Origin of the sequence: Mesorhizobium sp. WSM4311 (genome assembly GCF_002295115.1) — a bacterium.
In the GTDB taxonomy this organism is placed as follows: domain Bacteria; phylum Pseudomonadota; class Alphaproteobacteria; order Rhizobiales; family Rhizobiaceae; genus Mesorhizobium.
The window spans coordinates 246,245-271,604 of the sequence record NZ_NSFV01000007.1 but is presented as its reverse complement, the minus strand read 5'-3'; the positions used below and the strand labels follow the sequence as shown (position 1 = coordinate 271,604).

The 25,360-nt window shown below is 63.6% G+C and carries 23 protein-coding genes and 1 pseudogene; 9 read left to right on the top strand and 15 right to left on the bottom strand.

Going from position 1 to position 25,360, the window contains the following annotated elements:
• Nucleotides 1-31: 31 nt before the first annotated feature.
• The gene (locus tag CK226_RS20480) at nt 32-2,470 is read right to left on the bottom strand and encodes an FAD-dependent oxidoreductase (protein WP_095792877.1); all 2,439 of its coding nucleotides are present in this window, start codon (nt 2,468-2,470) and stop codon (nt 32-34) included.
• 129 nt (nt 2,471-2,599) lie between these two features.
• Nucleotides 2,600-2,893 (bottom strand): HlyU family transcriptional regulator, encoded by a 294-nt coding sequence (locus CK226_RS20475; protein WP_095792876.1) that lies wholly within the window; start codon nt 2,891-2,893, stop codon nt 2,600-2,602.
• Between the two features lie 247 nt (nt 2,894-3,140).
• On the opposite strand from CK226_RS20475, the gene CK226_RS20470 reads away from it, so the two are divergent.
• Entirely contained in the window at nt 3,141-3,929 is a 789-nt protein-coding gene (locus tag CK226_RS20470) for a CmcI family methyltransferase (protein ID WP_245318153.1), read from the top strand.
• Between the two features lie 85 nt (nt 3,930-4,014).
• On the opposite strand, the gene CK226_RS20465 is transcribed toward CK226_RS20470, so the two are convergent.
• The 9 genes from CK226_RS20465 to CK226_RS20425 form a co-directional block, all read right to left on the bottom strand.
• Nucleotides 4,015-4,788: a TylF/MycF/NovP-related O-methyltransferase gene (locus CK226_RS20465; protein WP_245437802.1), complete on the bottom strand. Its 774-nt coding sequence runs from the start codon at nt 4,786-4,788 to the stop codon at nt 4,015-4,017.
• Nucleotides 4,789-5,036: 248 nt separating this feature from the next.
• Nucleotides 5,037-5,678 carry a TetR/AcrR family transcriptional regulator gene (locus tag CK226_RS20460; RefSeq protein WP_095789150.1) on the bottom strand — a complete coding sequence of 214 codons (642 nt, stop codon included), beginning with the start codon at nt 5,676-5,678 and terminating at the stop codon, nt 5,037-5,039.
• Between the two features lie 282 nt (nt 5,679-5,960).
• A complete protein-coding gene (locus tag CK226_RS20455) occupies nt 5,961-6,632 on the bottom strand; it encodes a PadR family transcriptional regulator (RefSeq protein ID WP_095792875.1) in 672 nt (223 codons plus the stop codon).
• A gap of 158 nt (nt 6,633-6,790) precedes the next feature.
• On the bottom strand, nt 6,791-7,183 hold the full coding sequence (locus tag CK226_RS20450; protein ID WP_095773648.1) for a DCC1-like thiol-disulfide oxidoreductase family protein: 393 nt from the start codon (nt 7,181-7,183) through the stop codon (nt 6,791-6,793).
• A gap of 13 nt (nt 7,184-7,196) precedes the next feature.
• Nucleotides 7,197-8,255, bottom strand: coding sequence for a DMT family transporter (locus tag CK226_RS20445; protein ID WP_095792991.1), 1,059 nt, complete (start codon nt 8,253-8,255; stop codon nt 7,197-7,199).
• Nucleotides 8,256-8,465: 210 nt separating this feature from the next.
• Nucleotides 8,466-8,759: a GYD domain-containing protein gene (locus tag CK226_RS20440; RefSeq protein WP_027047268.1), complete on the bottom strand. Its 294-nt coding sequence runs from the start codon at nt 8,757-8,759 to the stop codon at nt 8,466-8,468.
• 183 nt (nt 8,760-8,942) lie between these two features.
• Entirely contained in the window at nt 8,943-10,967 is a 2,025-nt protein-coding gene (gene rpoD / locus CK226_RS20435) for an RNA polymerase sigma factor RpoD (protein ID WP_095773647.1), read from the bottom strand.
• Between the two features lie 366 nt (nt 10,968-11,333).
• Nucleotides 11,334-13,268 carry a DNA primase gene (gene dnaG / locus CK226_RS20430; RefSeq protein WP_095792874.1) on the bottom strand — a complete coding sequence of 645 codons (1,935 nt, stop codon included), beginning with the start codon at nt 13,266-13,268 and terminating at the stop codon, nt 11,334-11,336.
• A 140-nt stretch (nt 13,269-13,408) separates the two neighbouring features.
• Nucleotides 13,409-13,777 carry an RcnB family protein gene (locus CK226_RS20425; RefSeq protein WP_095792873.1) on the bottom strand — a complete coding sequence of 123 codons (369 nt, stop codon included), beginning with the start codon at nt 13,775-13,777 and terminating at the stop codon, nt 13,409-13,411.
• Between the two features lie 384 nt (nt 13,778-14,161).
• Here CK226_RS20425 and CK226_RS20420 point away from each other — a divergent pair, with 384 nt between their 5' ends.
• The 5 genes and pseudogenes from CK226_RS20420 (at nt 14,162) to CK226_RS20400 (ending at nt 18,703) form a co-directional block, all read left to right on the top strand.
• Nucleotides 14,162-15,826 carry a Na/Pi cotransporter family protein gene (locus tag CK226_RS20420; protein ID WP_095773644.1) on the top strand — a complete coding sequence of 555 codons (1,665 nt, stop codon included), beginning with the start codon at nt 14,162-14,164 and terminating at the stop codon, nt 15,824-15,826.
• A gap of 131 nt (nt 15,827-15,957) precedes the next feature.
• Complete coding sequence (locus CK226_RS20415) at nt 15,958-16,167, top strand: DUF2061 domain-containing protein (protein ID WP_095773643.1); 210 nt, start codon at nt 15,958-15,960, stop codon at nt 16,165-16,167.
• A gap of 148 nt (nt 16,168-16,315) precedes the next feature.
• Nucleotides 16,316-17,500 (top strand): MFS transporter, encoded by a 1,185-nt coding sequence (locus tag CK226_RS20410; protein ID WP_095792872.1) that lies wholly within the window; start codon nt 16,316-16,318, stop codon nt 17,498-17,500.
• A 9-nt stretch (nt 17,501-17,509) separates the two neighbouring features.
• Nucleotides 17,510-17,605, top strand: a pseudogene (locus CK226_RS35585) (MerR family transcriptional regulator); the annotation flags it as partial.
• 66 nt (nt 17,606-17,671) lie between these two features.
• Entirely contained in the window at nt 17,672-18,703 is a 1,032-nt protein-coding gene (locus CK226_RS20400) for a P1 family peptidase (RefSeq protein WP_095792871.1), read from the top strand.
• Nucleotides 18,704-18,810: 107 nt separating this feature from the next.
• Here CK226_RS20400 and CK226_RS20395 read toward each other — a convergent pair whose 3' ends face one another.
• Together CK226_RS20395 and CK226_RS20390 are read right to left on the bottom strand one after the other, a co-directional pair.
• Nucleotides 18,811-19,368 (bottom strand): GNAT family N-acetyltransferase, encoded by a 558-nt coding sequence (locus CK226_RS20395; RefSeq protein WP_095773640.1) that lies wholly within the window; start codon nt 19,366-19,368, stop codon nt 18,811-18,813.
• 46 nt (nt 19,369-19,414) lie between these two features.
• A complete protein-coding gene (locus CK226_RS20390; RefSeq protein ID WP_095792870.1) occupies nt 19,415-20,125 on the bottom strand; it encodes a DNA helicase in 711 nt (236 codons plus the stop codon).
• 377 nt (nt 20,126-20,502) lie between these two features.
• Here CK226_RS20390 and CK226_RS20385 point away from each other — a divergent pair, with 377 nt between their 5' ends.
• Entirely contained in the window at nt 20,503-21,501 is a 999-nt protein-coding gene (locus CK226_RS20385) for a hypothetical protein (protein WP_095792869.1), read from the top strand.
• 50 nt (nt 21,502-21,551) lie between these two features.
• Here the strand turns inward: CK226_RS20385 and CK226_RS20380 are convergent, their stop codons facing one another.
• The gene (locus CK226_RS20380; RefSeq protein WP_095792868.1) at nt 21,552-22,343 is read right to left on the bottom strand and encodes an alpha/beta fold hydrolase; all 792 of its coding nucleotides are present in this window, start codon (nt 22,341-22,343) and stop codon (nt 21,552-21,554) included.
• 101 nt (nt 22,344-22,444) lie between these two features.
• On the opposite strand from CK226_RS20380, the gene CK226_RS20375 reads away from it, so the two are divergent.
• Nucleotides 22,445-23,371 (top strand): LysR family transcriptional regulator, encoded by a 927-nt coding sequence (locus tag CK226_RS20375; RefSeq protein ID WP_095792867.1) that lies wholly within the window; start codon nt 22,445-22,447, stop codon nt 23,369-23,371.
• Nucleotides 23,372-23,406: 35 nt separating this feature from the next.
• Here the strand turns inward: CK226_RS20375 and CK226_RS20370 are convergent, their stop codons facing one another.
• Nucleotides 23,407-23,859, bottom strand: a complete 453-nt coding sequence (locus CK226_RS20370; protein ID WP_179295995.1) for a GatB/YqeY domain-containing protein — start codon at nt 23,857-23,859, stop codon at nt 23,407-23,409.
• A 273-nt stretch (nt 23,860-24,132) separates the two neighbouring features.
• Here CK226_RS20370 and carA point away from each other — a divergent pair, with 273 nt between their 5' ends.
• On the top strand, nt 24,133-25,350 hold the full coding sequence (carA, locus tag CK226_RS20365; RefSeq protein WP_095792990.1) for a glutamine-hydrolyzing carbamoyl-phosphate synthase small subunit: 1,218 nt from the start codon (nt 24,133-24,135) through the stop codon (nt 25,348-25,350).
• The last annotated feature ends 10 nt before the right edge of the window (nt 25,351-25,360 follow it).

Here is a 25,360-nt window from a genome sequence, read left to right as displayed (position 1 = left end):
CCCCAATACCTTCGCTCACCGCTGCTGCGCGTTACATCCGTGCCCTGGCCGAAGAGGGATCATGGGGCGAATCCGCGATGACCTCGGCGGTCTTCCATTCCCCCAGAATGGCGACGTCGAGCTTCGTGCCGGGCGTGCCGAGACGCTCGGGCAGCAGCGCCAGCGCCACATCGTGGCCGAGCGTGTAGCCATAGCCGCCCGATGTGATGCGGCCGACCAGTTCGCCGCCGATGTACAGCCCTTCACTGGCAAGCGTGCTGGCGCCGTCGGTTTCTATTCTGAGCGTCACCGACCGGCGCTGGTCGCTCCTCGCCTTGTATTTCACGACCGCGTCGCGGCCGACGAAATCGCCCTTGTCGAGGCGGATGAAGCGCTCGAGCCCGCTCTCCAGCGCGTTGAGTTCGGGATTCATGTCGCGATACATGGCGCGGTAGGATTTCTCCAGCCGCAGCGATTCCAGCGCATGCAGCCCGACGAGCCGCATGCGGTGCTTCTCGCCCTCTCTCAGGATCGCGTCGAGCAATTGCCGCTGGTAGGCCATCGGATGGTAGAGTTCCCAGCCGAGTTCACCCTCGTAGTTGACGCGCAGCAGCCGCACGTCGCTGGCAAGCGCCACGCTGCCGGTCTTCACACCGAACCAGGGAAAGCCCGCATTCGACAGGTCGATCTCGGTGAGTGGTTGCAGCACGTCTCGCGCTTTCGGCCCGACGACCGTGAAGCAACCGCGATCGTTGGTGACGTTCTTCAGGCTGACGCTGCCGTCGGCGGGAAGCAGCCTTGAGAGATCGTCGAAATTCCAGCGTTCCGCGCGCGGCGTCGAAATCAGGTAGAAACTGTCGTCGCCAAGGCGCGCCACCATATATTCGGCCTGCACGCCGCCGGCAGCGGTAAGGTGATGCGCCAGCACCGCCCGGCCGGTCGCCGGCAGGCGGTTGGCGAGGATCGTGTCGAGCCAGGCGGCCACGCCTGGCCCCCATACTTCGAACTTGGTCATCGGCGTCATCTCGACCAGGCCGACGGCGTTGCGCACCGCCTGCACCTCCTCGCCGACGAAGACGCCCTTTTCAGTCCAGCGCCAGCTGTACTGGTCCTTGGCCTCGACGCCCTTGGGCGCGAACCAGTTCGGCATTTCCCAGCCGTTGAGCACGCCCCAGACCGCACCCAGTTCGGTCAGCCGCGCATAGGACGGCGCGGTCTTCTGCGGGCGGGCGGCGGGCATGTCCTGTCCCGGATATTTCTGCTCGGCATGCGTGCCCCAGGCCTCGCGGACCTTCTCGCGCGTCCAGGCCTTGTTGGCATAGTCGCCGAAGCGGCGCGGATCGAGATCGGAAGTGTCGAGGCTGTTGCCGCCCTCGACGATCCGCTCCGACAGGTAATAGCCGATCGTGCCGCCCCACAATATGCCGCCCGGCACGCCCTCGGCCAGCCACACATTGTGCAGGCCCCAGGCCGGTCCCATCAGCGGAAGCTCGTCCGCCGTCATCTGGAAGGGACCGCGGACATTGGCCTTGATCCCGGCACGTCCCAGCGCCGGCACGAGCTGCGTTGCCTGCTCCCAGTTCCACGACACCGCCTCGAAATCCTCTTCGACGAGGTCGGCGCCGAACCAGGCGGGAACGCCGTCCTCGGCGAACAGCTTGAGGTGTTCGGTGCGCTCGTAGGGCCCGAACATGAAGCCGTCGCCTTCCTCGCGCAGATAGCCTTCAAAACCCTCGTCGCGCAGGATCGGCATTTCGGCACGTCCCTGCTTTTTGCGCTCGACGATCTCCGGCACGGGCTCGGTGATCCAGTACTGGTGCAGGATCGGGATGGCGGGGATGTCGAGGCCGAGCAGCGCGCCGGTCTGGCGCGCATAATTGCCGGTGGCGCAGACCACATGTTCGCAAATGATGTCGCCCTTGTTGGTGGTGACCCGCCATTCGCCGCCGGCGGTCCGCTGAAAGCCGGTGACCTCCGTGTTCAGGTGGATCCTGGCACCCAGATCCCGCGCGCCCTTGGCCATGGCATGGGTCACGTCGGCCGGCGCGATATGGCCGTCGTCGGGATGATAGAGCGCGCCAAGCATATGCTTGTTGTCGAGAAGCGGGCAGAGCGCCCTCGCCTCCGCCGGCGACAGCAAATGCGCCCGCATGCCCTGAACGTCGGCCACGCTCATATAGCTCTTGTATTCGTCGAGCCGGTCCCTGGAATTGGCGATCCGCAACTGGCCGCATTTGTGCCAGCCGACCGGCTGTCCGGTCTCGGCCTCTAGCCCTTCATAGATCTCGATGGTCTTGTTGATCATCCGGCCGATATTGATGTTGCGGGCATAGGACGGGACGAGGCCCGCCGCATGCCAGGTCGAGCCGGCCGTCAGCTGCGTGCGTTCGAGCAGCGCGACGTCGGTCCAGCCGCGCTTGGCCAGGCCGTAGAGGATGCCCGCGCCGACGCACCCGCCGCCAACAATCACCACCCGCGCATGTGTCTGCATCGACCCACCAAATCTCAGTCATTTCCAATGTGTAGGGTCGAAGCTACAGACGGCGAAAGACCCTGTAACGTCTTCAAAAACTAGGGGTGATGATAAGCTGGATTTATGCAGGCTCCACGTGGCCGAGCCCTAGCCGAAAATCCGCTCGCCCTGTTCATCGACCAGCTGGATGCCCTTCTTGATCGAGATGTCGACGGCGTCGTCGAGGCCGGCGAAGCGGTCGGCGCGGATGAATTTGTGCTCCTTCACCACGCCGTCGATCTCCTTGGAGACGATGCCGCAGGTCTGGTACTGGCCATCGTTCTTGTAGGGTGTGGCACTGATCAGGAAACCCTTGTGCTCGACCTGCTTGGCGGGTGCGGCACTCTTGGGCTCGGCCGCTTCACCGCCGCCACCGCCGAAAAGACGTTTCAGAAAAGACATGGCTCAAATCTCCTTGTTCGCCCTGCGATCGCGGCCTGCCCTGTTCGCGATTCACGACGCTGTTGTCCCAGCATGCGCGAATGTGCCGCCGCGTTCCAGCCCCCTCTCACTGTTCCGCCGCTGTCCTGACGACCGGTTCTGCGTTGCGGGAGGCGCATGGGAATTCAATCACGATCGGCAATATACCGCTGCGTGCCATGAATGTCCTTGAATATGGGTGGCGATATTTCGTACCAGTAAGCCGTTCATGACCAGCGAGTTGCGACCCCGTTGCTACACCGGCTTCGGCAAGTATCTTCTGAACCGCCAACCGACCCGCTCACGCTGTGTCGCAGCGGCATACCGCATAATCGGGTTTGACGTCGGCTTGAAGGACAACCGTATGATTGAACGTCTTGCCACCGGAAGCGCATTGCTTGGTGTACCGCTTGCGACGATTCAAGACGGCACCTTGCGCTACACCTACAAGGGCGTGCCCACCTACAAAAATCCATTCGATCTGGCGCTGTACCAAATGCTGCTTTGGCAGCAGAAGCCCAGGACATTGATCGAGATCGGCTCCAAATGGGGCGGCAGCGCGCTCTGGTTTGCCGATATCATGCGCAGCTTCGGCGTCGACTGCGTCATTCACTCGATCGACATCACGCCGCCCTCGATCAGCGTGCCGGGCGTGACGTTTCATCGTGGCGACGGTCGCGACCTGGCGGCAACCTTACCGGCGGATCTGATCGAGAGCCTCCCCAGACCGATGTTCGTCATCGAGGATGCGGACCATCATTGCGAGACGACGCTCGCCGTGCTGCGCTTCTTCGATCGTTGGCTGGTTGCGGGAGAGTATATTGCCGTCGAGGACGGTATTGTCGACGATCTTTATGGTCCAGAATTTGTCGCCAAGCTGATGGGCGGCCCACGCCGTGCGGTCGAGCTGTTCTTGCGCGATCGTGGGCAGGACTATGAAATCGATACCGGCCTTTGCGACCACTTCGGCACCAATGTGACCTGGAACGTCAACGGCTATCTCCGTCGCGTTCGCTAGAGCAATTGCAGAAAAGTGTGAAGCGCTTTTCCCGGGAAAAGCGCTTAGCGCTTGCCCTTGGGAATTGCGTAAAAGGAAAATACTCTCACTCCTTGCGCCACCAGGATCCGGTCCAGTCGACCTCCTGCATCGGTGCCGTGATGCCGTGTTGATCGCGAAAATCGATCACCGCGCGCTGGCATGGATCGAGAGCGCGATCGTCGATGATGACAACACCGCCCTGGGACAATTTGGGGTAAAGGGAATTCAGCGCCACAATGGTCGACTCGTAAAGATCGCCGTCGAGCCGCAGCAGCGCGAACGGCCCGGCCGACAGCGACGGCAGGGTGTCGCTGAACATCCCTTCCACGAACACGACCTGCTCGTCGAGCAGCCCATAGCGTGAGAAATTGTCCTTGACCGTCTCCAGCGAGACGGCCAGTTCCTTGAACACGTTAAGGTTCCACCCGGTATCCCAGGGATAGAGCTCTTCGTTTGGCGCCGGCAGGCCGGCGAACGAGTCCACGACATAGACCTTGCGGTCGTGGATCTGGTTCGCGGCAAGAACGCCGCGCATCAGGATGCAGCAGCCACCGCGCCAGACGCCCGTTTCGATGAAGTCGCCAACGATGCCGTCGTCCAGCACCTGCTGTGATAGATTACGCAAGCTCTCGAGACGCGCCTGGCCGACCATCGTGTGAGCCTGCGTTGGCCAATCCTTGCCGATCGCGCGGGTTTTCGGGTTGAACGGCTCGACCACAATCGGCCGAACCTCCGGGTTGATGGCGGGATCCTGGTAAATCGTGTTGAGCAATATCCTGATCAGGAGATCAAGATACAATTCCCGCGCTGCAGGAGTTGAATCGTTGGCTGTCGTCATCATCCGGCCCTTCATTGCTCCGATCTGCCACGTTCGCGAATCCGCACGACGCGTCAACCCTCAACGTCAAGCCAATTGCTCAGGACGATGTCCTGCGCGAGCGTTTGGAATGCAGCCGAGCCGAAACGAGTTGACAATGGTGAGCAGACGAAGACCGTCTGTTGCAAGGCCGGTGGCTCATAGGTCTGGTCAAGGCGCCGGCCTTCAGCTTGGCTTGCCGAAGGCCTGCAAGCCTTCAACGTCTCGATTCACGACGCTGTTGTCCCAGCATGCGCGAATGTGCCGCCGCGTTCCAGCCCCCTGATGAAGACGGCGACCAGCAGTTCGATCTGCCGGTCGATCTCGTCGGCTTGCCGGCGAACGGACCTGCCGGCGTAGCCGCTGGTGACGATGCCATGCACGCTTGACCACAATGTGCGCGCGGCGATCCGGCGGGTGTCGTCGTCGAGGTCGAAATCGCCGCCGGCGAGCACGCCGGCAATGATCTCGAACAGCTGGTCGAGCCGCGCCTCATAGGCATCCGGCTCGGTCAGCGTCGGACGCCGCCTGTTGAAGGCGAGCAGCGCCGGCCAGCTGCCGGGATGCGCTTCGACAAAACGCACATAGGCGCCGGCCAGTGCCAGCAGGCGCTGGCGCACGTCGGTGATGCCGCGCTGGGAAAGATCGGCCATCGCCGCCGCCCCTGCCGCGCCGAGCCGGTCGAGCAGCCGCATGTTGACGGCACGATGCACCCCGTCGAGGTCGGAAAACAGATTGTAGACCGAGCCGACCGAAATGCCCGCCTGCTCGGCGATGGTCCTGGCCTTCAGATTGTCCATGCCGCCCTCGTTGAGCAGCACCTCGGCAATCGCCAGCACCCGCTCGCCTGTTTCTTCCCTGTCCAGCGCCATGCTTGTCCTCATGGATGCCGTGCCCTCGGCCCGGCTGTTCGAACCACGATCGTCCCTCCGTCTACCACATCCGGGATTTCGTGAACAGTGTTCAAAAACAGGTATGAACGATGTTCATTTCCTGGTACGAGCGCCTGTCGGCCGAGATGACCGCCAAGATCGAGAAGGCCCGCAACGAAAGGCTGATCAGCGAATATGTCGGCAAGGAATGATCCGCATTCGCGCTGACGCAAAAAAGCCCGGGTCGACCCGGGCTCTTTTCATGCATTTATTGCATCTGGATCAGCGGTGCGTCAGAGCTTCCAGCGCTTCCGCCGCGGCTTCGAGAATGGCGATCGCCTCGGCCTGCTTTTCGGCCGGGGCATCGACGATGTCGCCCAGCGCAGCGCGCAGGCGGTGGCGGACGGCGCGGAATTCGTCGCGCGTTTCGGAACGCTCGCCACGCCCGCCCCGGCCACCGCGGCGGTCCTCGCCATCATCGTTCCAGCCGAACCAGTCGCGTGCCTTGGCCATCTTGCGGCCAAAGCGCTCGAGGTGGTCGAGCACGCCGTCGATCATCTCGCGATTGTCGGCAAGATGCGCCTGCCCGGCCTCGGTGATGGAAAACACATTCTTGTTGCCTTCGCTCGACGAGACGGCATAGCCGGCCTCTTCCAGGAAGGTCAGCGTCGGGTAGACCACGCCCGGGCTCGGGCTATAGATGCCGCTGGTGCGCTCTTCCAGCGCCTTGATGATGTCGTAGCCATGGCGCGGCGCCTCGGCCAGCAGCGAAAGCGTGATCAGCTTGAGGTCGCCGTCGGCCAGCATGCGGCCGGCGCGGAACATGTCGCCCGGGCCACCGCGTCCGCCGCCGCGACCGCCATGGCCGAACGGACCAAAGCCGCCGCCTCTGCCACCGAATTTGCCGGCCATGTGCATGAACATGCGTTCGCCGAAATGACTATGTCTGTGCATGATTGCTCCTTGAGTTCTATCTTACGATATATCTTAATTAGGCACCTGCCCTGCTGGTGTCAAGATATATCTTACGATGTATCGGAATGCGCCGCCAGCCGGATCGGCCTTCCCGTCCGGGTCTTGTCGTTGCAGACAACGGAGTTGGATGCGTTCGGCTACCAGCGGCCCTTGCGCCGGTTCCAGGCGTAGAGCAGGTCGGCGAACCGGTCATAGGCAAGTCGTGTCAACGGCAAGGCAACCGGATTACCGAAAAGCGCGGCCAGCCAGCCCTCGCCCGGTGTCGCTTGCCATATGGCAATCGCGACATCGGCGCCGACCAGCAGCCGGCCGGCCGCGTCGGTGGCGTGCAGCCGGCGGCGGATGTCTTCCAGCGAGGCGCCAAAACGGCCAAGCGCCGCCGGCTCCAGATTGATGTCGCGAAACTCGATCCGCCCCGCCTGGACCGCTTCGATCAGCCGCCGCTTTTGCCGGCTGATGCCCGCATCGCAGACAGGGCATCGCGTGTTGTACCAAACGGTTAGTTCAGGCTTGGGTGTTTGCTTGAGCATGATGTTGGCATGCTCAGCCGTGGCTATGCCGATGATGCAGGTCCGGATAATGCGGATGCCGGTGGCGCATCGGCGCGTGCCGGTGCCAGTGCGAATGCGGTTCGCTCACCGGCCCGTCATGATCGTGCTGGTGGTGCTCGTCATGCACATGGCTGTGCTCGTGTTCCAACGCCTCATGGTCGTGCTCGTGCTCATGGCGTTCCGACAGATGCAACCACAGGCCGACGCCCATCAGAAGCCCCGCGATCACCAGTTTGAGGGTGACGGCATCACCCAGCATGACGATGGCCAGCAGCGCACCGATGAACGGAGCGAGCGAATAATAGGCGCCTGTGCGCGCCGTCCCGAGATGGCGCAGCGCCAGGATGAACATCACCAGGCTGACGCCGATACCGAGGAAGCCGACCGCGGCCGTGGCCGCGACAATCGACATCGTGGGAAACGACGCCCCGGCGGCAAGCGCCAATCCGACATTGGCCGCACCCGCCACCAGGCCTTTCAGCATGGCGATCACCACGGGGTCGGTGGCTGAAATCCTGCGCGTGAAATTGTTGTCCAGCCCCCAGGCCACGCAAGCCCCCGCCACCAGCAGGGCGCCCGGGTTGAAAGCAACGCCGCCGCCGTCCCATGACAACAGCACCGCGCCCGCCAGAATGGCGAAGGCGCCAAAAAGCAGGCGCCGGTCGACATTCTCGCGATAGACGAGCCAGGCGATCGCCATGGTCGCCAACCCTTCCAGGTTGAGCAGCAGCGCTGAACTGGATGCCGTGTTGAGGCTGAGGCCGAACATCAACAGCACCGGCGCGAGGATGCCACCCATGCCGATTGCCAGCGCCAGCCAGGGGATATCCCGGGCGGCCAGTTGCGCTTCGCCAGCCGCCGCCTGCCTGCCGCGAAGCAAGCGATAGAGAGCGAGGCCGAGACCGGCGCCAAGATAGAGCAGGCCGGCCAGCATGAAGGGGTTCACGGCGTCGAGCAGCAGCTTGGAAAGCGGCGGCGTCGCGCCGAACAGAGCGGCCGAGCCAAGGGCGAGCGGCACGCCGGGCCAAAGATGCGAATGTGTTTCGGACATCATCTCACCCTATGACAGCCGCGCATGGCCTCGGTGCATCCGTTGTCGCGAAACAGCGCCCACTCTTATCAAGGCAAGGCTGCCAGCCAGTATCGAGACTTTCTTCATCGCGATCCTCTGGCCGCAGTTTATCACGGCAAAGCGTCCTGTCCTGCGGCAAAGCGCCGTCAGGCCGGGTATCTTGTCGTCGCCTTCGAACCCTGCCGCCTGCTATCCAAGCGACGAGATGATCTCGCGGTAGGCGAATTCGGGGAAGGCTTTCAGCGTCCGCGTCCGGATGTTGCCGGCGGCCGCCAGCATCAGCGAGAAACGCGCCAGGACCGCATCGTCGGGTGCTTCCACCACCGCCACCATGTCGTATTCACCCATCGTCAGGTAGAACGCCTTGAACGAGCCGCCCATGTCGCCCAATTGTTTCCTGGCGGCATCAAGCCGTTTCGGCGAATCCCGCACATTCTTCGCGCCCTGCTCCGTCCAGTTCATCAGCACGATGTAGCTTGTCACGGCACACCTCCCTCCGGGGCCACGGAGCACGGCGTCTTCGCCGGGGCGGGCATCCGGGTTGTCGCCCAGAAAATGCATCCGACCTGGAAATTATCCTCCCGATGGATGCGAGCCGCAAGAGCGCGTGTCACAAACGAAAAAGGGCGCCAGGGGGCGCCCTTTTGTTCTTGTTGTCGGTATGTCTCAGCTGTCGAGGAAGCTGCGCAGCTTGCGCGACCTGCTCGGGTGCTTGAGCTTGCGCAATGCCTTGGCTTCGATCTGGCGAATACGCTCGCGGGTGACCGAGAACTGCTGGCCGACTTCTTCCAGCGTGTGGTCTGTGTTCATGCCGATGCCGAAGCGCATGCGCAGAACGCGCTCCTCGCGCGGCGTCAGCGAGGCCAGAACGCGCGTGGTGGTCTCGCGCAGATTGGCCTGGATCGCGGCGTCGATCGGCAGGATTGCCATCTTGTCCTCGATGAAGTCGCCCAGATGCGAATCCTCCTCGTCGCCGACCGGCGTTTCGAGCGAGATCGGCTCCTTGGCGATCTTCAACACCTTGCGCACTTTTTCGAGCGGCATGGCGAGCTTTTCGGCCAGTTCCTCCGGCGTCGGCTCGCGGCCGATCTCGTGCAGCATCTGGCGCGAGGTGCGCACGATCTTGTTGATCGTCTCGATCATGTGCACCGGAATGCGGATGGTGCGCGCCTGGTCGGCGATCGAACGCGTGATCGCCTGCCGGATCCACCATGTCGCGTAGGTCGAGAACTTGTAGCCGCGGCGGTATTCGAACTTATCGACCGCCTTCATCAGGCCGATATTGCCTTCCTGGATCAGGTCGAGGAACTGCAGGCCGCGATTGGTGTATTTCTTGGCGATCGAGATGACGAGGCGCAGATTGGCCTCGACCATTTCCTTCTTGGCGATCGCGGCTTCGCGCTCGCCCTTCTGCACCTGGTTGACGATCTTGCGGAATTCCAGGATCGAGATCGCCGTTTCAGTGGCCAGATGCTGGATCTCGGCACGCAGGTCCTTGATCGCATCCTTCTCGTTCTTGGTGAATTCCTTCCAGCCGCGCGAGGTCAGGTTGCCGATCGCGCGCGTCCAGTTGGGGTCGAGTTCGGAACCCTGATATTCCTTCAGGAACTCCTCGCGGCGCACGCCATAGCTTTCGGCGAGGCGCAGCAGCTTGCCCTCGTTCTGCACCAGGCGTTTGTTGATGTCGTAGAGCTGCTCGACCAGCGCCTCGATGCGCGCCGTGTTGAGCGACAGCGACTTCACCGCCTTGATCAGCTGGTCCTTCAGCTCCTTCAGCCGGCGGTCCTGGCTGGGCGACAGCGTGCCGGCGGCGGCCAGACGGTTCTCGACCTGCTGGTCCTGCAGCTTGCGCAGCTTCTTGTAGGTGTCGGCGATGACGTCGAGCGTCTCCATCACCTGCGGACGCAGTTCGGCTTCCATCGCCGCCAGCGACAGGCTCGCTTCGTCCTCGTCTTCCTCGTCATCGTCCCCGATGCCGCGCGTATCGGTGCCGACATTGGTGATGTCGTCTTCCTCGTCGCGTCCGCGCCGCGGCTTTTCCTCGGCCTTGGGCGCTTCCTCGATGCGCTCGACCACCGGCGCCTGCTTGGCCTCCGGGCCGGCATAGGTGGCTTCGAGATCGATGATCTCGCGCAGCAGGATCTTGGATTCGTTGAGCTCGTCGCGCCAGATGATGATCGCCTGGAAGGTCAGCGGGCTTTCGCACAGGCCCGCGATCATCGTCTCGCGGCCGGCCTCGATGCGCTTGGCAATGGCGATTTCGCCCTCGCGCGACAGCAGCTCGACCGAGCCCATCTCGCGCAGATACATGCGCACCGGATCGTCGGTGCGGTCGGTCGGCTCTTTCTTGGTTGTGGTGGCGGCGACCGCCGTGCCGGTCTGTTCGGCCAGCTCGTTGGCGTCTTCCTCGGCGTCCGCCGCGGTGTCGCCGGCCTCGGCCTCTTCGCCCTGCTCGTCATCCTCGACGACGTTGATGCCCATGTCGGACAGCATCGCCATCGTGTCCTCGATCTGCTCGGAGGTCACTTCCTCGGAAGGCAGCACCGAATTCAGCTCGTCCATCGTGACATAGCCGCGCTTCTTGGCGGCCTTGATCATCTTCTTGACAGCATCATCGGAAAGGTCGAGCAGAGGGCCATCGGTGGCGCCTTCGCGTTCGGTCTCGACCTCTTCCTTTTCCTTAGTCGCCATAATTTTTATCTTCTCCTAGCGGCCGGGCATCGGGGCCGCGTAAGCTGTCGGACCAGTCAAATCGGATAGGCTCGTTTTGAAACGCGCTTCACCGGGCCACTAACTTCATTGATCGTTAAGTCCAGATTAACCCTGATATCTGTGGCAGGCTGCCTGCCTGTCCAGTGACCAGTACTTCACATCGCTCATTTCCCGTCGGCGCGGGTGCGGGTTAACGTTTCGAATCGTCCTGATTCCGCCATTCTGTCTGAAGGTCAAGCGCCTCTGGCATGATTCGCATGAAAAAAGCGAATCAATTACCCGACTTAGCGCGCCTTGCTCCCCTGGGAAGCCCGGCCACGCTCTCATTCTTGCACTCAGCTGCACTTAGGCTCGCCCAGCCCTGCCCGACGAAACGCCAAATCCTTCGATCAGCGCTTCCGTCGCCTGCACATCCTGAAATTGCGCCTGAATTTCGATCAGATGGCGGAAGTTTTCGTCCGAGGGATCCGCTTCGAGCGCCGCTTCCGCCTGTTTCAGCTCCTTATGTAAGGTGCGCGCGCTGCGCTGCAAGTGCAGTGCCTGGTTCAGAGCGTCACGGGCGTCGTCAAGTGCTGCCGTCTCCAGCGCCGGCCATTGCCGCGCCCGCCGGATCAGGCCGACCGCGCGCTCCCAGATCTCGGCGCAGCCGGCACGCTCGATCGTCGCCACCACGGCGTGGCGGTCATTGGCCATGTCATGCGCCATTGCGTCAAGGATGGCGGCGTGCAGCCGCTGCAGATCGGAATTGGCGAGGTCGAGAAATTCGACATGGGCGAAATTCTCGTCGATCAGCGCCGGATGGTTGACCAGCGCCACGATGATCGTCGCCTCGCGCATAGACATCCCTTCGCTGCCGCGCTTGACCAGCGCCGACTGGCCGAGGCTTTCGGTGATCGCCATGCGACCGCCGCCAGGCTTGGCGAACTGGCCGCCGGGTGCGACTGCCTTGCCCTGCCCCGGTTTCCAGTCCTGGCGTCCTTGCCGCGCATCGCGCTGCGAGCCGAAGAAGCTCTTTTCCCGCTCGCGCATTTCCTGCTGGTAGTGAAAGCGCGTGCTTTCGTCGCGGATGCGGCTGGTCAACTCCCGCAGCGTCTTTCCCAGTTCCGCCCGCCGCTCCGGCGTGTCGAAGACACCGCCAGCTGTCTCGCGCATCCACAAAAGGTCGACCAGCGGCCGCGCATCGGCAAGCACTGCGCGGAACGCGTCCGGCCCTTCGGCCTTGACGAGGTCGTCGGGATCCTTGCCTTCCGGCAGCAGCGCAAAACGCGCCGAGCGCCCGGCCTGCACCGACGGTAACGCCAGATCCGCCGCACGCCATGCCGCCTTCAACCCGGCCTTGTCGCCGTCGAAGCACAGCATCGGTTCGGGCGCCATGCGCCACAGCAATTCAAGCTGGTTTTCGGTAAGCGCGGTGCCAAGCGGCGCCACGGCATTCTCGAAGCCGGCCTGCGCCAGCGCGATGACATCCATATAGCCTTCGACCGCAATGACCGTGCCGCCCTTGGCCAGCGCCTTTCGCGCCCGGGCGAAATTGTAGAGCACGTTGCCCTTGTGGAAGAGCTCGGTGTCGGGCGAGTTCATGTATTTGGCCAGCGCATCGGGCGCCAGCGCCCGGCCGCCAAAGGCGATGATCTTGCCGCGCGAATCCGGTATCGGGAACATGATGCGGTCGCGGAACCAGTCATAGGAGACCGGAATGTCGTCGCCATGGCGCACCAGCCCGCAGGCTTCGATATCGGCCTTCGGCACGCCTTTTGCCGCGAGATGCTCCTTCAGCGCGTTGCGGCTGTCCGGCGCGTAGCCCAGCCGGAACGACTGCTGCGTCGCCGGCGTCAGCCCGCGGTCCCTGAGATAGGCTCGGGCCTTTGCCCCCTCAGGCCCCTGCAGCCGCTCCTGGAAGAAGGCGGTCGCCATCTCCATGACGTCGGTCAGGCTGGCGCGTTCCTGCTCGCGCCGCTCTTCCTGGGCGTCGCGCACCGGCATCGGCACGCCGGCCATGTCGGCGATCTTTTCGACCGCTTCGGGGAAACTCATTCCGTCGAGTTCGGTCAGGAATTTGAAATGATCGCCCGAGACCGAGCAGCCGAAACAATGATAGCGGCCCTTCTTGTCCTCGCAGTGGAAGGACGGGCTCTTCTCGCCATGGAACGGGCAGCAGGCCCAAAAGTCGCCACGCGACGCGTTGGTCTTCCTGCGATCCCACGCGACGCGCTGGCCGATAACCGATGAAATCGGCACGCGGTCGCGGATCTCGTCGAGAAAGGCGGGCGGAAAGCGCATTGAGGGAACTCGTTTCCCCACCATATAATCATGCCAGCGAAATCCGACGACCCCCAATACCGGCCATACCCGGTTTCCACAGGGTAAAAGGAAGGGCGGCCGTTACAGGCCGCCCTTCCTTCTCAGCCCGGTTGCGGCGCTTACTGCGCGGCGAGCGCGCCGAAGATGACGCCCGAGAGGATGCCGACCAGCACATAGTCGTTGCCGACGCGGATCCATTCCTGGCCGCGGCCGGGACGATGCAGGCCGTAGCGGCCATAGTCGCGGATCGGCCGGTGCTGCCTCCAGCCGGAATATTTCTGGCCATTGCGCCAGTGGTTCCGCTTCACGACGACTTTCTTCTTGAAGACGCGCTTCCTCACATCATCGTGGTGGCCCGGCTTCTGCCAGTCGACCTTGGTGTAATTCGACTGCGGCACGACCGGCGCGTTCATCGGCGCGGCCTGGCCGGCAAGTGAGGTGGCGGCCAGCATCGAGACGGCGACGACAGAAAGAACAATGCGCTTCATGAGAAATCTCCTTGGTTGTCGATGCCCGAGGAATAGCGGCCGGCGGATGAACTGAAACTGAACGCCGGCATTACAATTGTGTAATGAAATCTTCTGCTTATTGCCGATACTTGAACATCATCGCAAAGATGAGTGTCGGCCACTCGGCAAAACAACCGTTCCAGACCGGCCAAAGCCCGGCTGTGCAGCCATTCGCGCACCCATCCATTTCCCGACACGGCCTGTCGCGCCGCGACGGCCTCTTGAAATCGACAAAGTTTTATTACCCGGCTAAAATATTCCGGCTATTATTCACAGTGTCATGACCATGATTCGAACCCTTGCTTTTCCGCCTGTTGGCCGCGCCGTCCGCACTGCGTGCCCTGTCCGCATGCAGGCGCCGAAATGAGCGGTTCCGTCGTCCTTTTGCATCTGGCCGGCGCCGTGGCGCTGATGCTGTTTGCCACCCGCATGGTGAAGACCGGCGTCGAGCGCGCCTATGGCGATGTGCTGCGCCACAGGCTGCGCGCCACCATGCGCAATCCGATCATGGCGGTGCTGGCCGGCACCGGCCTCGCCATCGCCCTGCAGAGTTCGACCGCCGTGACGCTTTTGGTCGGCTCCTTCGCCGGTTCCGGTATCGTCTCGGGCGCCGCCGGCCAATTGGCCGTGCGCGGCGCCGAGATCGGCTCGGCGCTCGTGGTCAAGCTGCTGACCTTCGACCTCACGCTGCTGGTGCCGCTCTGCCTGATCACCGGCACGGTGATGTTCATGGCGACCGAGCGGCGCGACTGGCGCCAGACCGGCCGCATCCTGGTCGGCATCGGCCTCTTGATCCTGTCGCTGGAAATGATCGGCCAGGCGTCGGAGCCGCTGCGCAACAGCCAGCTGATGCCGGTCATCATCAACTACTTCTCCAGCGATTCCATCACCGCCTATCTCCTGGCGGCGCTGATCACCTGGCTGTTCCAGTCGAGCATCGCCGCGGTGCTTTTGATGGCGACGCTGGCCGGCCGCGGCCTGATCAGCCCGGAACTCGGCGTCGTCCTCATCCTCGGCGTCAATCTCGGCTCCTCCATCATCGCGCCGATGCTGACCCGCTCGGCCGGACCCGCCGTGCGCGTCGTGCCGATCGGCAATCTGCTGATGCGCGGGCTCGGCTCGCTGGTCATTTTGGTCCTTTTCATGATCGTCCGGCCGCATGTCGGCTTCCTCGGCACCACGGCGGCTGACCAGATCGTCAACGCCCACATCCTGTTCAACGTCATCATCCTGCTGGCAGGCCTGCCGCTGGCCGGCTTCGTCTACCGCGCCTCGGAGAAGATCGTCGCGCTCGGCACCAAGGCAGCGCCGGCTGCCTCGCTCGACGTCATCGAACTGTCCGCGCTCAACGAAAGCGCGCTCGATGTGCCGAGCCAGGCGCTGGCCAATGCCACGCGCGAGGTGGTGCGGGTCTGCGAGACGGTCGAGATCATGCTGAAGCGCATCATTGAGCTCTATGAGAGTGCCGACGCCGACAAGATAAAGGCGCTGGCCGCCCTCGACGACCGTGTCGACCGTAAACATGCGGCGATCAAACTCTACCTCGCCAAGGTCACCAAGAACCCGCTGACCGAGGACGAGGCGCTGCGCTGCCAGGAACTGATCGGCGCCTGTGTCAAGCTCGAGCAGGTCGGCGACATCATCGTGCGCAACATGCTGGTGCATGTGAAGAAGAAGGTCGATCGCGGGCTGGAATTCACCGACGAGGGATGGAGCGAATTGTGCGCCTTCCACGGCTCGGTGCTGGCCAATGCAAGGCTTGCCTTCAACGTGCTGGTCTCGCGCGACCCCGAAACAGCGCGCCAGCTGGTGCTGGAGAAGGACCAGTTGCGCGACCGCGAGAAGGAAACCAGCGCCAGCCATTTCCTGCGGCTGCGCGAAGGCACCGCCAAAAGCGTCGAGACAAGCTCGATCCATCTCGACACCATCCGCGACCTCAAGCAGATCAATTCACTGCTGGCCTCGATGGCCTATCCGGTGCTCGAAGAGCGCGGCCTTCTCACAGGATCCCGACTGAAGGCCAGCTAGCGAGAAGGGATTTGCCACGGCGGCGTCAACTTGGGAACAAGCTTGCGTCGTTCCGGCTCGAACGGCAAAATTAGTCTTTGCTCACCCTGCCTCCCGTCGGCTAAGCATCCGATGCCCCCGGGAGGAAATCGATGGATACCCATTCGCGCAGTTTCGCCAAGGCGCTTTCATGGCGCATGACCGGCACCATCGACACGATCATCATCTCGCTTGTGGTGACTGGCAGCGTCAAGCTGGCGGCCGCCATCGGCGTGACGGAGGTCTTCACCAAGTCGCTGCTCTATTATTTTCATGAGCGCGCATGGCTGAAGATCCCTTACGGCCGCAGGACCCCGGTCTAGGAGCTTGCCCACTGCCGGCATGCGCTGCGTGACCGATCGCGCCGGCGGCAAGGGGAGCAGTCAAGAAAAGCTAAAGTCGCGACAAAAATTTCTGGATTGCCCGCGCCTCCTATCCGTGGTTTGACGCTGTTCCAGCCAAGGCTTTCCCATGTCGCTTCCGCTCATTGCCCTGTTCATTGCCGCTTTTGCCTTCGGCACTACCGAATTCGTCATTGCCGGCGTGCTGCCGCAGGTGGCGGAAGGGCTCGGCGTTTCGGTTCCCTCCGCCGGCTACCTCGTCTCCGGCTATGCCTGCGGCATCGCCATTGGCGGCCCGCTGCTGGCGCTCGCCACCAAATCCCTGCCGCGCAAGACCTTGCTGCTCGGCCTCGCCATCGTCTTCACTATCGGCCAGGCGGCCTGTGCACTGGCGCCCGACTTTACCTCGATGCTGCTGCTGCGCATCGCCGTTGCCGTCGCGCACGGCGCCTATTTCGGCGTCGCCATGGTGGTCGCCGTCGGCCTGGTTCCCGAGGACAAACGCGGCATGGCAGTGGCGGTCATCCTGTCCGGCCTCACCGTCTCCAACGTCATCGGCGTGCCGGCAGGCACCGCCATCGGCAACATCTGGGGCTGGCGCGCGACCTTCTGGGTGATGTGTGCGCTCGGCGTGGCGGCAACGCTGGCGATGACTGCCCTTCTGCCGCGCACCGCCGGATATCAGGCCAAACCGGCCGGGCTGGCGCGTGAGGTCCGCGTGCTGGCGCGCCAGCAGGTCTGGACCTCGCTGATCCTGATGCTCATGCTGATGCTCGGCCAGTTCTGCCTGTTCACCTACATCACGCCGACCTTGCTGGAGGTCACCGGGCTCGACGAAGATCTGGTGCCCTGGGTGCTGCTGCTCAACGGCGTCGGCGCCACGCTTGGCGTCTTCCTCGGCGGCAAGCTGTCGGACTGGAAGCTGATGCCGTCGCTGATCACCATGCTGGCCCTGCAGGCGGTGACGCTGGCGGTCATCTATGCCGTCAGCCCCTATCCCCTGCCGATGATCGTGGCGATCGTCATCTGGGGTGGCCTCAACTTCGCCATCGGCACGCCGATCCAGACCCGCATCCTGGCGTGGACGGCCGATGCGTCCAATCTCGCCTCATCGCTGATCCCGTCCGGCTTCAATGTCGGCATCGCGCTGGCAGCGTCATTGGGCGCCGCCATGCTCAATGCCGGCTATGGCTATCGCAGCTTGCCGGTGGTCGGCGCTTTCGCCATGCTGGTCGCCGTGGTGGTGGCTGTCACCTCCCAGGTCTGGGAAGCGCGCAGCAATGCTACTCCGCCGCTGACGGCACCGGCGGAGTAGACCACAATCCGCATCGCCTCCTGCTGTGACGGCAAGACGGTCGGCGACTGCTATGTCATCCGCGCGCTGTCAGACCACGCGCTGTGTGCAGACGAGCATGTCTGATACTGAGATCCGGTCCGACGCGGGCCTCGGCCTGGGCGCGTGCCGTTCGTGAGACCAGGAGCAGACATGACGAGCACTGTCAGCGATTTCGGCTTGAGCTGCGGCAGCTTGCCGGCCGGCGCGCGCAATGCGATCACCGATGTGCCCGGTGTACGCGTCGGCCACTGCACGCTGCGCGACGGCGACACCAACACCGGCGTGACCGCGATCCTGCCGCATGGCGGAAATCTGTTTCGCAAGAAGGTGACGGCGGCAAGCCATGTCATCAACGGCTTCGGCAAGACCACCGGCCTGGCGCAGGTGCAGGAGCTTGGCACCATCGAAACGCCTGTTCTCTTGACCAACACGCTCTCGGTCGGAACCTGCGCAACGGCGCTGATCCGCGACGCCATCCGCCAGAACCCGGATATCGGCCGCACCACCGGAACCGTCAATCCGGTGGTCGGCGAATGCAATGACGGTCCGCTGAACGACATCCAGGCCCTGGCGATATCAGAGGAACACGCCCTCGCCGCGCTGGCCGACGCGCATGCGGGCGAGGTCGAGCAAGGCAATGTCGGCGCCGGAACGGGAATGACTTGCTTCGGCTTCAAGGGCGGCATCGGCTCGGCGTCCAGAAAAATCGCGCTCGGCGGCGGCCATCATCTCGGCGTTCTCGTTCTGTCGAATTTCGGCAGACCCGGAGACCTCGTTCTGCCCGATGGGCGCCGGCCGGACCCCGGACAACCGGCCGGGGACGAGCGCGGCTCGGTCATGATCGTGCTGGCAACCGATGTGCCGCTCGAACACCGCCAGCTTGAAAGAGTGGCGCGCCGCGCTGGGGCCGGCATCGCCAGGCTCGGCTCCTTCTGGGGCCATGGCAGTGGTGACATCGCCATCGCCTTCAGCACCGGCAATCTGGTCGACCACGATGAAAGCCGCGATCTGGTGCCGCTGCTCGCGCTCAATGAGGCGCGCATCGACATCCTTTTTCGCGCGGCGGCGGAAGCCACGCACGAGGCGGTGTTGAACTCCATGCTGTCGACCGTGGCCTTCACCGGCAGGGCCGGCAAGCATCGCGCATCGCTGGCCGACTGGCTGCGCGATCAGCAACGTTGATGCATGTCGCCCAAAAGTGACCTCGGTTTTGGGAAGGCGACATGCATAAAAAGACAGACCCGAAGCGCGCCATGCATCCGTTTCGATGTGACGCGCTTTAAGGCGACCTACAGCTCGATCCGGAACCGCAAACTCTCCGCCCCGCCGTAGGCGGCGTCCTCGAAGAAGCGTGCGACCAGCCTGCCGCCATTGGCCAGGATCACCTTGTGCGAGGCCGGATTGCCTGGCTTGGCGGTGATCTCGACACAGGGCAGGCCGACCGCCCTCGCCTCGTCCAGCATCAGCCGCAAGGCCTGCGTGGCGTAGCCGCGCCGCCGCTTCCACGGCACCACCGCATAGCCGATATGGCCAAGCACGTGCGAGGGCAGTTCCGCCGTGCCCTTTTGCCAGCGAAAGCCGATCGAGCCCGATGCCTCGCCATCCCAGATCCAGCGGCGGAAGCCCGGCAGGCGCGGCACTTGCGTGCCGTCGGGCAAGGTGATCGGGCCGCCCTTCGCTTCTGGGTCGTCAAGGCTGGCCAGGAAGGCCACGGGATCCTGCTCTATCTCCGCCAACTGCTCGCGGGTCGCCTCCTGGAGCCGCACATTGTCCGGCGACCAGCCGCGCTCGAGCGCCGCCTTGTAGGACGGCAGATGCTCAAGCGCTGGTTTGACGATCTCGATCATGATCCATGCTCCCTGGCAGCAGGCATAGCCGTGGCCATCCGAGCGCTCAAGCCACCTGAAAGCGGATCTCGCCCTTGTTCAGGAAGCAGGTCTTGTCGAACAGCGACAGATCGAGCGGGTTGGGCAACCTGATGTCGCCGATATCGGGGACCGGCTTGGTCTCGGGATCGTAGGACCGGTCGATCTGCGAGATGAAAACCAGTATGACGCCGCTGACGCGCGCGAAAGCTTTCAAGGTGCGGACCTGCTCCATCAGGCTGGGGTTCTCACGTCTCTGGTCGAGCAACTGCAGATAGTCGATGACCGCCAGCGTACCACGCGGCGCCGATCGCAAGATCCTGACGATGTAGTCGGCGCTGATGGCATCGGAAGTGTCGAATTCGAACAGCCGGTCGAACCGGGCCGGCTCCACGCCGATGGCATGAAACCGCTCCAGCACATCGCGTTGCGTATATTCCAGCGTGAAGAACACGCTGCGATGGCCGCATTTCATGGATTCGACCGCGAGTTCAAGGCTCATCAGCGTCTTGCCGTGGCCGGGTCGCGCGCCGACCAGGACCAGATCGCCCGGTGTCAGCTGCGCAAACAATCTGCCGGCAGGCGCTGCCTCGGACAGCTTGGCCGCAAGCAAACCCCAGCTGGTAAAACCTTGCTGCGCGGCAACACGATCAAGCGCCTGGTGGAGCGGAATTCCTGCCTGGCGCGACAACAGCCTGGCCTGACGTTTCAGATGGTAGATGGGCGCGGATAGTTTCATGGCAAAACCTTCTGATGCGAGCCGTTTTCGCAACCCCTCCTTATGCCGTGCGCTCGAACAGTCGGTTCGGTGATGAGAGTGCCCCGCATGAACTGATGCTTTCCCATTGGAGGGAGGAGGCGTGGGCCACGCCAGAATCACATCATAGCTCAACCCTTGCGGATCGAAAATCGGGCATGTCGGTGGAGGCATCGGCCGCAAGCCTTGGACCAGCGTCCCGGTCTATGGGCGGTGCGCGCGCCGGCCCCGGTTCTTCGTGCGGACTTGCAGGCTCGCTAAACAAGATGTGTTTCGCCGATTGCCGCGAGACATTTTATGATTGGTTGCGGATATAACACAGCAGGGATTCGCATGGCTTCGGCAGGAGAATTGAACCGGTGCGGTTGAGATTTTTTCCCCTGGGTGTAGTCGTCACCCTCAGCCTTCTTGTCATCGTCATTGCGCTGACCGCGACGGTCCGGTCCATTGCCGCGCCCTCGGCCGTCCCGGCCTGGCTGCAGGCCCATGTCGGCGACAGCGACGGCCAGATCTCAACCGTGGTGCTGGAGCGGGCGCGGGGGCTCTACCTGAAAAAGGTGGCGCAAGGCGTGGTCAGGAACCCCTGTTACTTCGCCATGGATGCGACACGTCCCGGCGACATGGGCAACGGCGTGCTAGGGCGCCGGTACTACGTCATTTGCGAGGCCAGCCAGTCGTTTCACGCCATCTCGTCGGGTCACGGCGGCGGCCGGAATCTGAAAGGCACGGTCGATTTTTCAAACGGCAGGCGGTGCTCCAAGAACTTCGGCAATGCCATGGATTCCGAACTGACCGCCGGCGGCGCCTACATGACCAGCGAGGCAAAGACCTCCTTCAAGGGTTTTTATCGGACCGGCGCGAAACGGGACGTGGCTTTCCAGCGCACCTTCATCCAGTTCGACGGCGAAGGCGAAGCCGCCAATGCCAGGCAGCGGGTGATCGGCGGCCATGCGGCGCAGGTGCTGCGCGGCATGTGCATGCGCAAAGGCCCCAACAGCTCCTACGCCGACCATGACGGCCTGGTGCCGTTCGGCAAGCTGGTGGACTATGCCGGCGGCCGCAGCAATGGCTGCACCAGCTGGTCGCCAACGGATGCGCAGCAGATCATCGCGATGGTGAAGGACAATCCGACGACGCTCTACATCTATCCGGAATCGCGTGATATCGCCGCCGTCGCGCAGGCGGCAAAAAGCCATTCGCCATCGGGCGAAGCACCCTATTGGAACGCCTCCTGCCTGCAGGAAATCGGCGCGCCGAAATTCTGGCCGCGAAAAACCCTCGAGCCGATCATCGCCCAATACAAGCAGGACCACCCGGCACCGCCACCGCAGCCGGTGCCGATGTGCAAGGAGCCGTGAGGTCCGCTCCACGTCGCGAGACAGCAGACCTCACCGGGGTAGACTCTCGCTCAGCACAGAAAACCGACCACGGCCTCCATGAACTCCGCCGGATACTCCACATTCGACAGGTGAACCGCCGGCAGCACGACCAGCTTCGCGCCGGGCACGGCCGCCGCGATCAGTTCGCTGTGGCTGGCGGCCGTCACCGTGTCGTGCTCGCCGGCGATCACCAGCGTCGGCCGGTTGATCAGCGACACCGTGCGGCGAAGATCGGCATCGCGAACGGCGGCGAACAGGCCAGCCAGGCCTTGCCGGTCGATAGCGAGCAGCATGGTGCGGAATTCCTCGATGACGGGTTCGTTGGCCGTCACCATCCGCGCGGGGAACCAGTTGTTGAGGAAGACTTCGGCGGTTTCCGACATGTCCGGCGCCTGCCGGACAACGGCAATCCGCTCGTCGAAATAGCTTGCCGGCGCCAGATGGGACGAGGTGTTGCTCAGGATCAGCCTGTCGATCCGCTCCGGTGCATGGATGCCGAGCCACTGCCCGACGAAGCCGCCCAGCGACAGTCCGAGGAAATGCACACGTCCAAGCCCGAGTGCATCGAGCAGTTCGATCACGTCGCGGCCGAGCCGGTCGAGCGAATACGCACCGACCGGGGCGCTTGATCCGCCATGGCCGCGAAAGTCGTAGCGCAGGACACGGAAATGTTTTGAAAGCTCGCCGGCCTGCCCGTCCCACATGTGCAGCGTGGTGGCGATGGAGTTCGACAGCACCAGCACCGGCTTGGCGGCATCGCCATCGAAACGATAGGCGATGCGCGTGCCGTCGCCGACGGTCACGAAATTCGGCTCATTCATGATGAAAAGTCCTTCTGGAACGATGAATGAGGCGGAGCGTAGTCGCGTCGAGCTTTTGTTGATATTACAAAGATAGGACAAATTCTGTAGAAAAAGCTGACATGGCCGAATTCACCTTGCACGACCTGCAATGCTTCGATGCGGTGATCCGCACCGGCGGCTTTCAGCCGGCGGCGAGCTTGCTGCACCGCTCGCACCCGGCGGTGTTCGCCGCCATTGCCAAGCTCGAACGGCAGCTCGACCTCGTTCTCCTGGATCGCAGCGGCTATCGCGTGCGCCCGACCGAGGCAGGGCTGTCGTTCCACCGCCGGGCGCAATCGCTGCTGCGCGAACTGGAAAGCCTGCGCGTCCACGCCGCCCAGCTCTCGATGGGCGAGGAAAGCGAGATCCATGTCGTGATCGGCGACCTCTGCCCGAGGCCGCAGGTGCTGGGCATGCTCGGACGGTTCTTCGGCCAATGCCCGGGCACGCGCCTGCATCTGCATTTCGAAGCCGTCGGCGGCCCTTGGGAGCGGCTTTTCGATGACGAGGCCGACCTGATCCTGCACTGGATCGACAAGGGCGACGCGCGGGTGGAATGGATCGATTTGTGCAAGGTGCCGTTCATTCCCGTGGCGGCGCCGGGCTTTTTGCCCGAGCGCCTCAGGCAGCCGATCACGCTGGACCAGATGCGGGCGCTCACCCAATGCGTCATGCGCGACACCGCCCGCCATTCGCCACGGCAGGACTACTTCATGGTCGAAGGCGCGCCGCAATGCCTGGTGCCCGACCAGGGCATGAAGAAGGAAATCATCCTGCAGGGCCTTGGCTGGGGCCACCTGCCCCGCTTCCTGATCGAGGAAGAATTGCACGATGGACGCCTGCGCTCCATTGCCGGTCGCCATATGCCGGGCCGCACCGACGAGCTGGTGGTGGCGCGCCGCCGCGACCGGCCGCACGGGCCGATCGCCAACCGGTTGTGGGATCACATCCAGCAGGAGGCGCCGGCATTGCGACGCGCGCTGGAGCCGCCAAAAACAGCGTCTTAAGGCAAGTCCAGACCTGGCGGTTGCCCTTAAACGCCCTACTGCAGCAGGCCCTTGACGATGCCGCTGGCCTTGCCGAAATCCATCTGGCCGGCATATTTCTGCTTCAGCGCGGCGATCACCTTGCCCATGTCCTTCTGGCTGGCGGCACCCGTCGCCGCGATCGCGTCGCGGGCTGCCGCCGTGACCGCCGCGTCGTCGAGCTGCGTCGGCAGGAAGCCGCGGATGATCTCCATCTCACCGCGCTCCTGCGCCGCCAGTTCCGGTCGCCTGCCTTCCTCGAAGGCTTTCGCCGATTCCTCGCGCTGCTTCACCATCTTGGCCAGTATCTGCAGGATCTCCTCGTCGCTGGCGGGATCCTTGCCCGACCCGCGATTGGCGATGTCGCGATCATGAATGGCGGCCTGGATCAGCCGCAATGTCGGCAGCCGGTGCTTGTCCTGCGCCTTCATCGCGCTCTTCAGGGATTCGGCGATTTTTGCGCGCATCATGCTTTCTCCTTCGATCGGCGCGGACAATAGCGCCGGGGCCAAGCCAACGCAAACCCTGATATTGCGAGGCAAGCCTATGATATTGCTTGATGAAATAAATCGGAGCCGCATTTCGCATGATCATTGACCGCCCTGCCCCCTTCCCCTATGTACTGGGCCTTGCATGAACTGAAGCTTGAGTGCGTGGAGGCTGCGAATTCGCCGCTCCGCGCCGTATGCTGCGCGGATGGCCCGCCGGGCCTTTGCAACGCGCAGCCTGATAGGAGTGCCGCCATGGCCGAGATGACGCCCGCGTCGACCGCCCCTTGGGCCGCCGAAAAGCCGACCGCCCTTCTGGTGCTGGCCGACGGCACCGTCATCGAGGGCCGCGGCCTCGGCGCCACCGGCTCGGCTGTCGCCGAAGTCTGCTTCAACACCGCGCTCACCGGCTACCAGGAAATCCTCACCGATCCGTCCTACGCCGGCCAGATCGTCACTTTCACCTTCCCGCATATCGGCAATATCGGCACCAATGGCGAGGACATCGAGGACCTCAATCCGGCGGCCCGCGCCGGCGCAGTCGGGGCCGTGTTCAAGGCCGACGTCACCAACCCGTCCAACTACCGCGCCGCCGGCCACCTCGACCAGTGGCTGAAGAAGCGCGGCATCGTCGCGCTCTCGGGCATCGACACCCGCGCGCTTACCGCGCTGATCCGCGAAAAAGGCATGCCCAACGCCGTCATCGCGCATGCGCCCGACGGCGTGTTCGACCTCGACGATCTGAAGCGGCGCGCCGCCGCATGGTCTGGTCTGATCGGCCTCGACCTCGCCAAGGAAGTCACCTCGGGCCAGTCCTCGGTCTGGCGCGAGACGCCCTGGGTGTGGAATGAGGGTTTTGGCGAACAGGCGGCGCCGTCGCTGCACGTCGTGGCCATCGACTACGGCGTCAAGCGCAACATATTGCGCCTGCTTGCCGGCCTCGGCGCCAAGGTGACGGTCGTTCCGGCCAGCACCGGCTCGGAAGAAATCCTCGCCATGCAGCCGGACGGCATCTTCCTTTCCAACGGCCCCGGCGACCCGGAAGCCACCGGCGACTATGCCGTGCCGGTCATCCAGGACCTGCTGAAGACCGACATTCCGGTGTTCGGCATCTGCCTCGGCCACCAGATGCTGGCGCTGGCGCTCGGCGGCAGGACCGCCAAGATGCACCAGGGTCATCACGGCGCCAACCATCCGGTCAAGGACCACACCACCGGCAAGGTCGAGATCGTCTCGATGAACCACGGCTTTGCCGTCGACGCGGACTCGCTGCCCGCGGGCGTCGAGGAAACCCATGTCTCGCTGTTCGACGGCTCGAACTGCGGCATCACGCTCACCGGCCGTCCGGTGTTCTCGGTCCAGCATCATCCGGAAGCCTCGCCCGGCCCGCAGGATTCGCACTATCTGTTCCGCCGCTTCGTCAACCTGATCCGCGAAAAGCGCGGCGAGGAATTGCTGGCCGAGCGGGCTTAGCCGGAAGCGA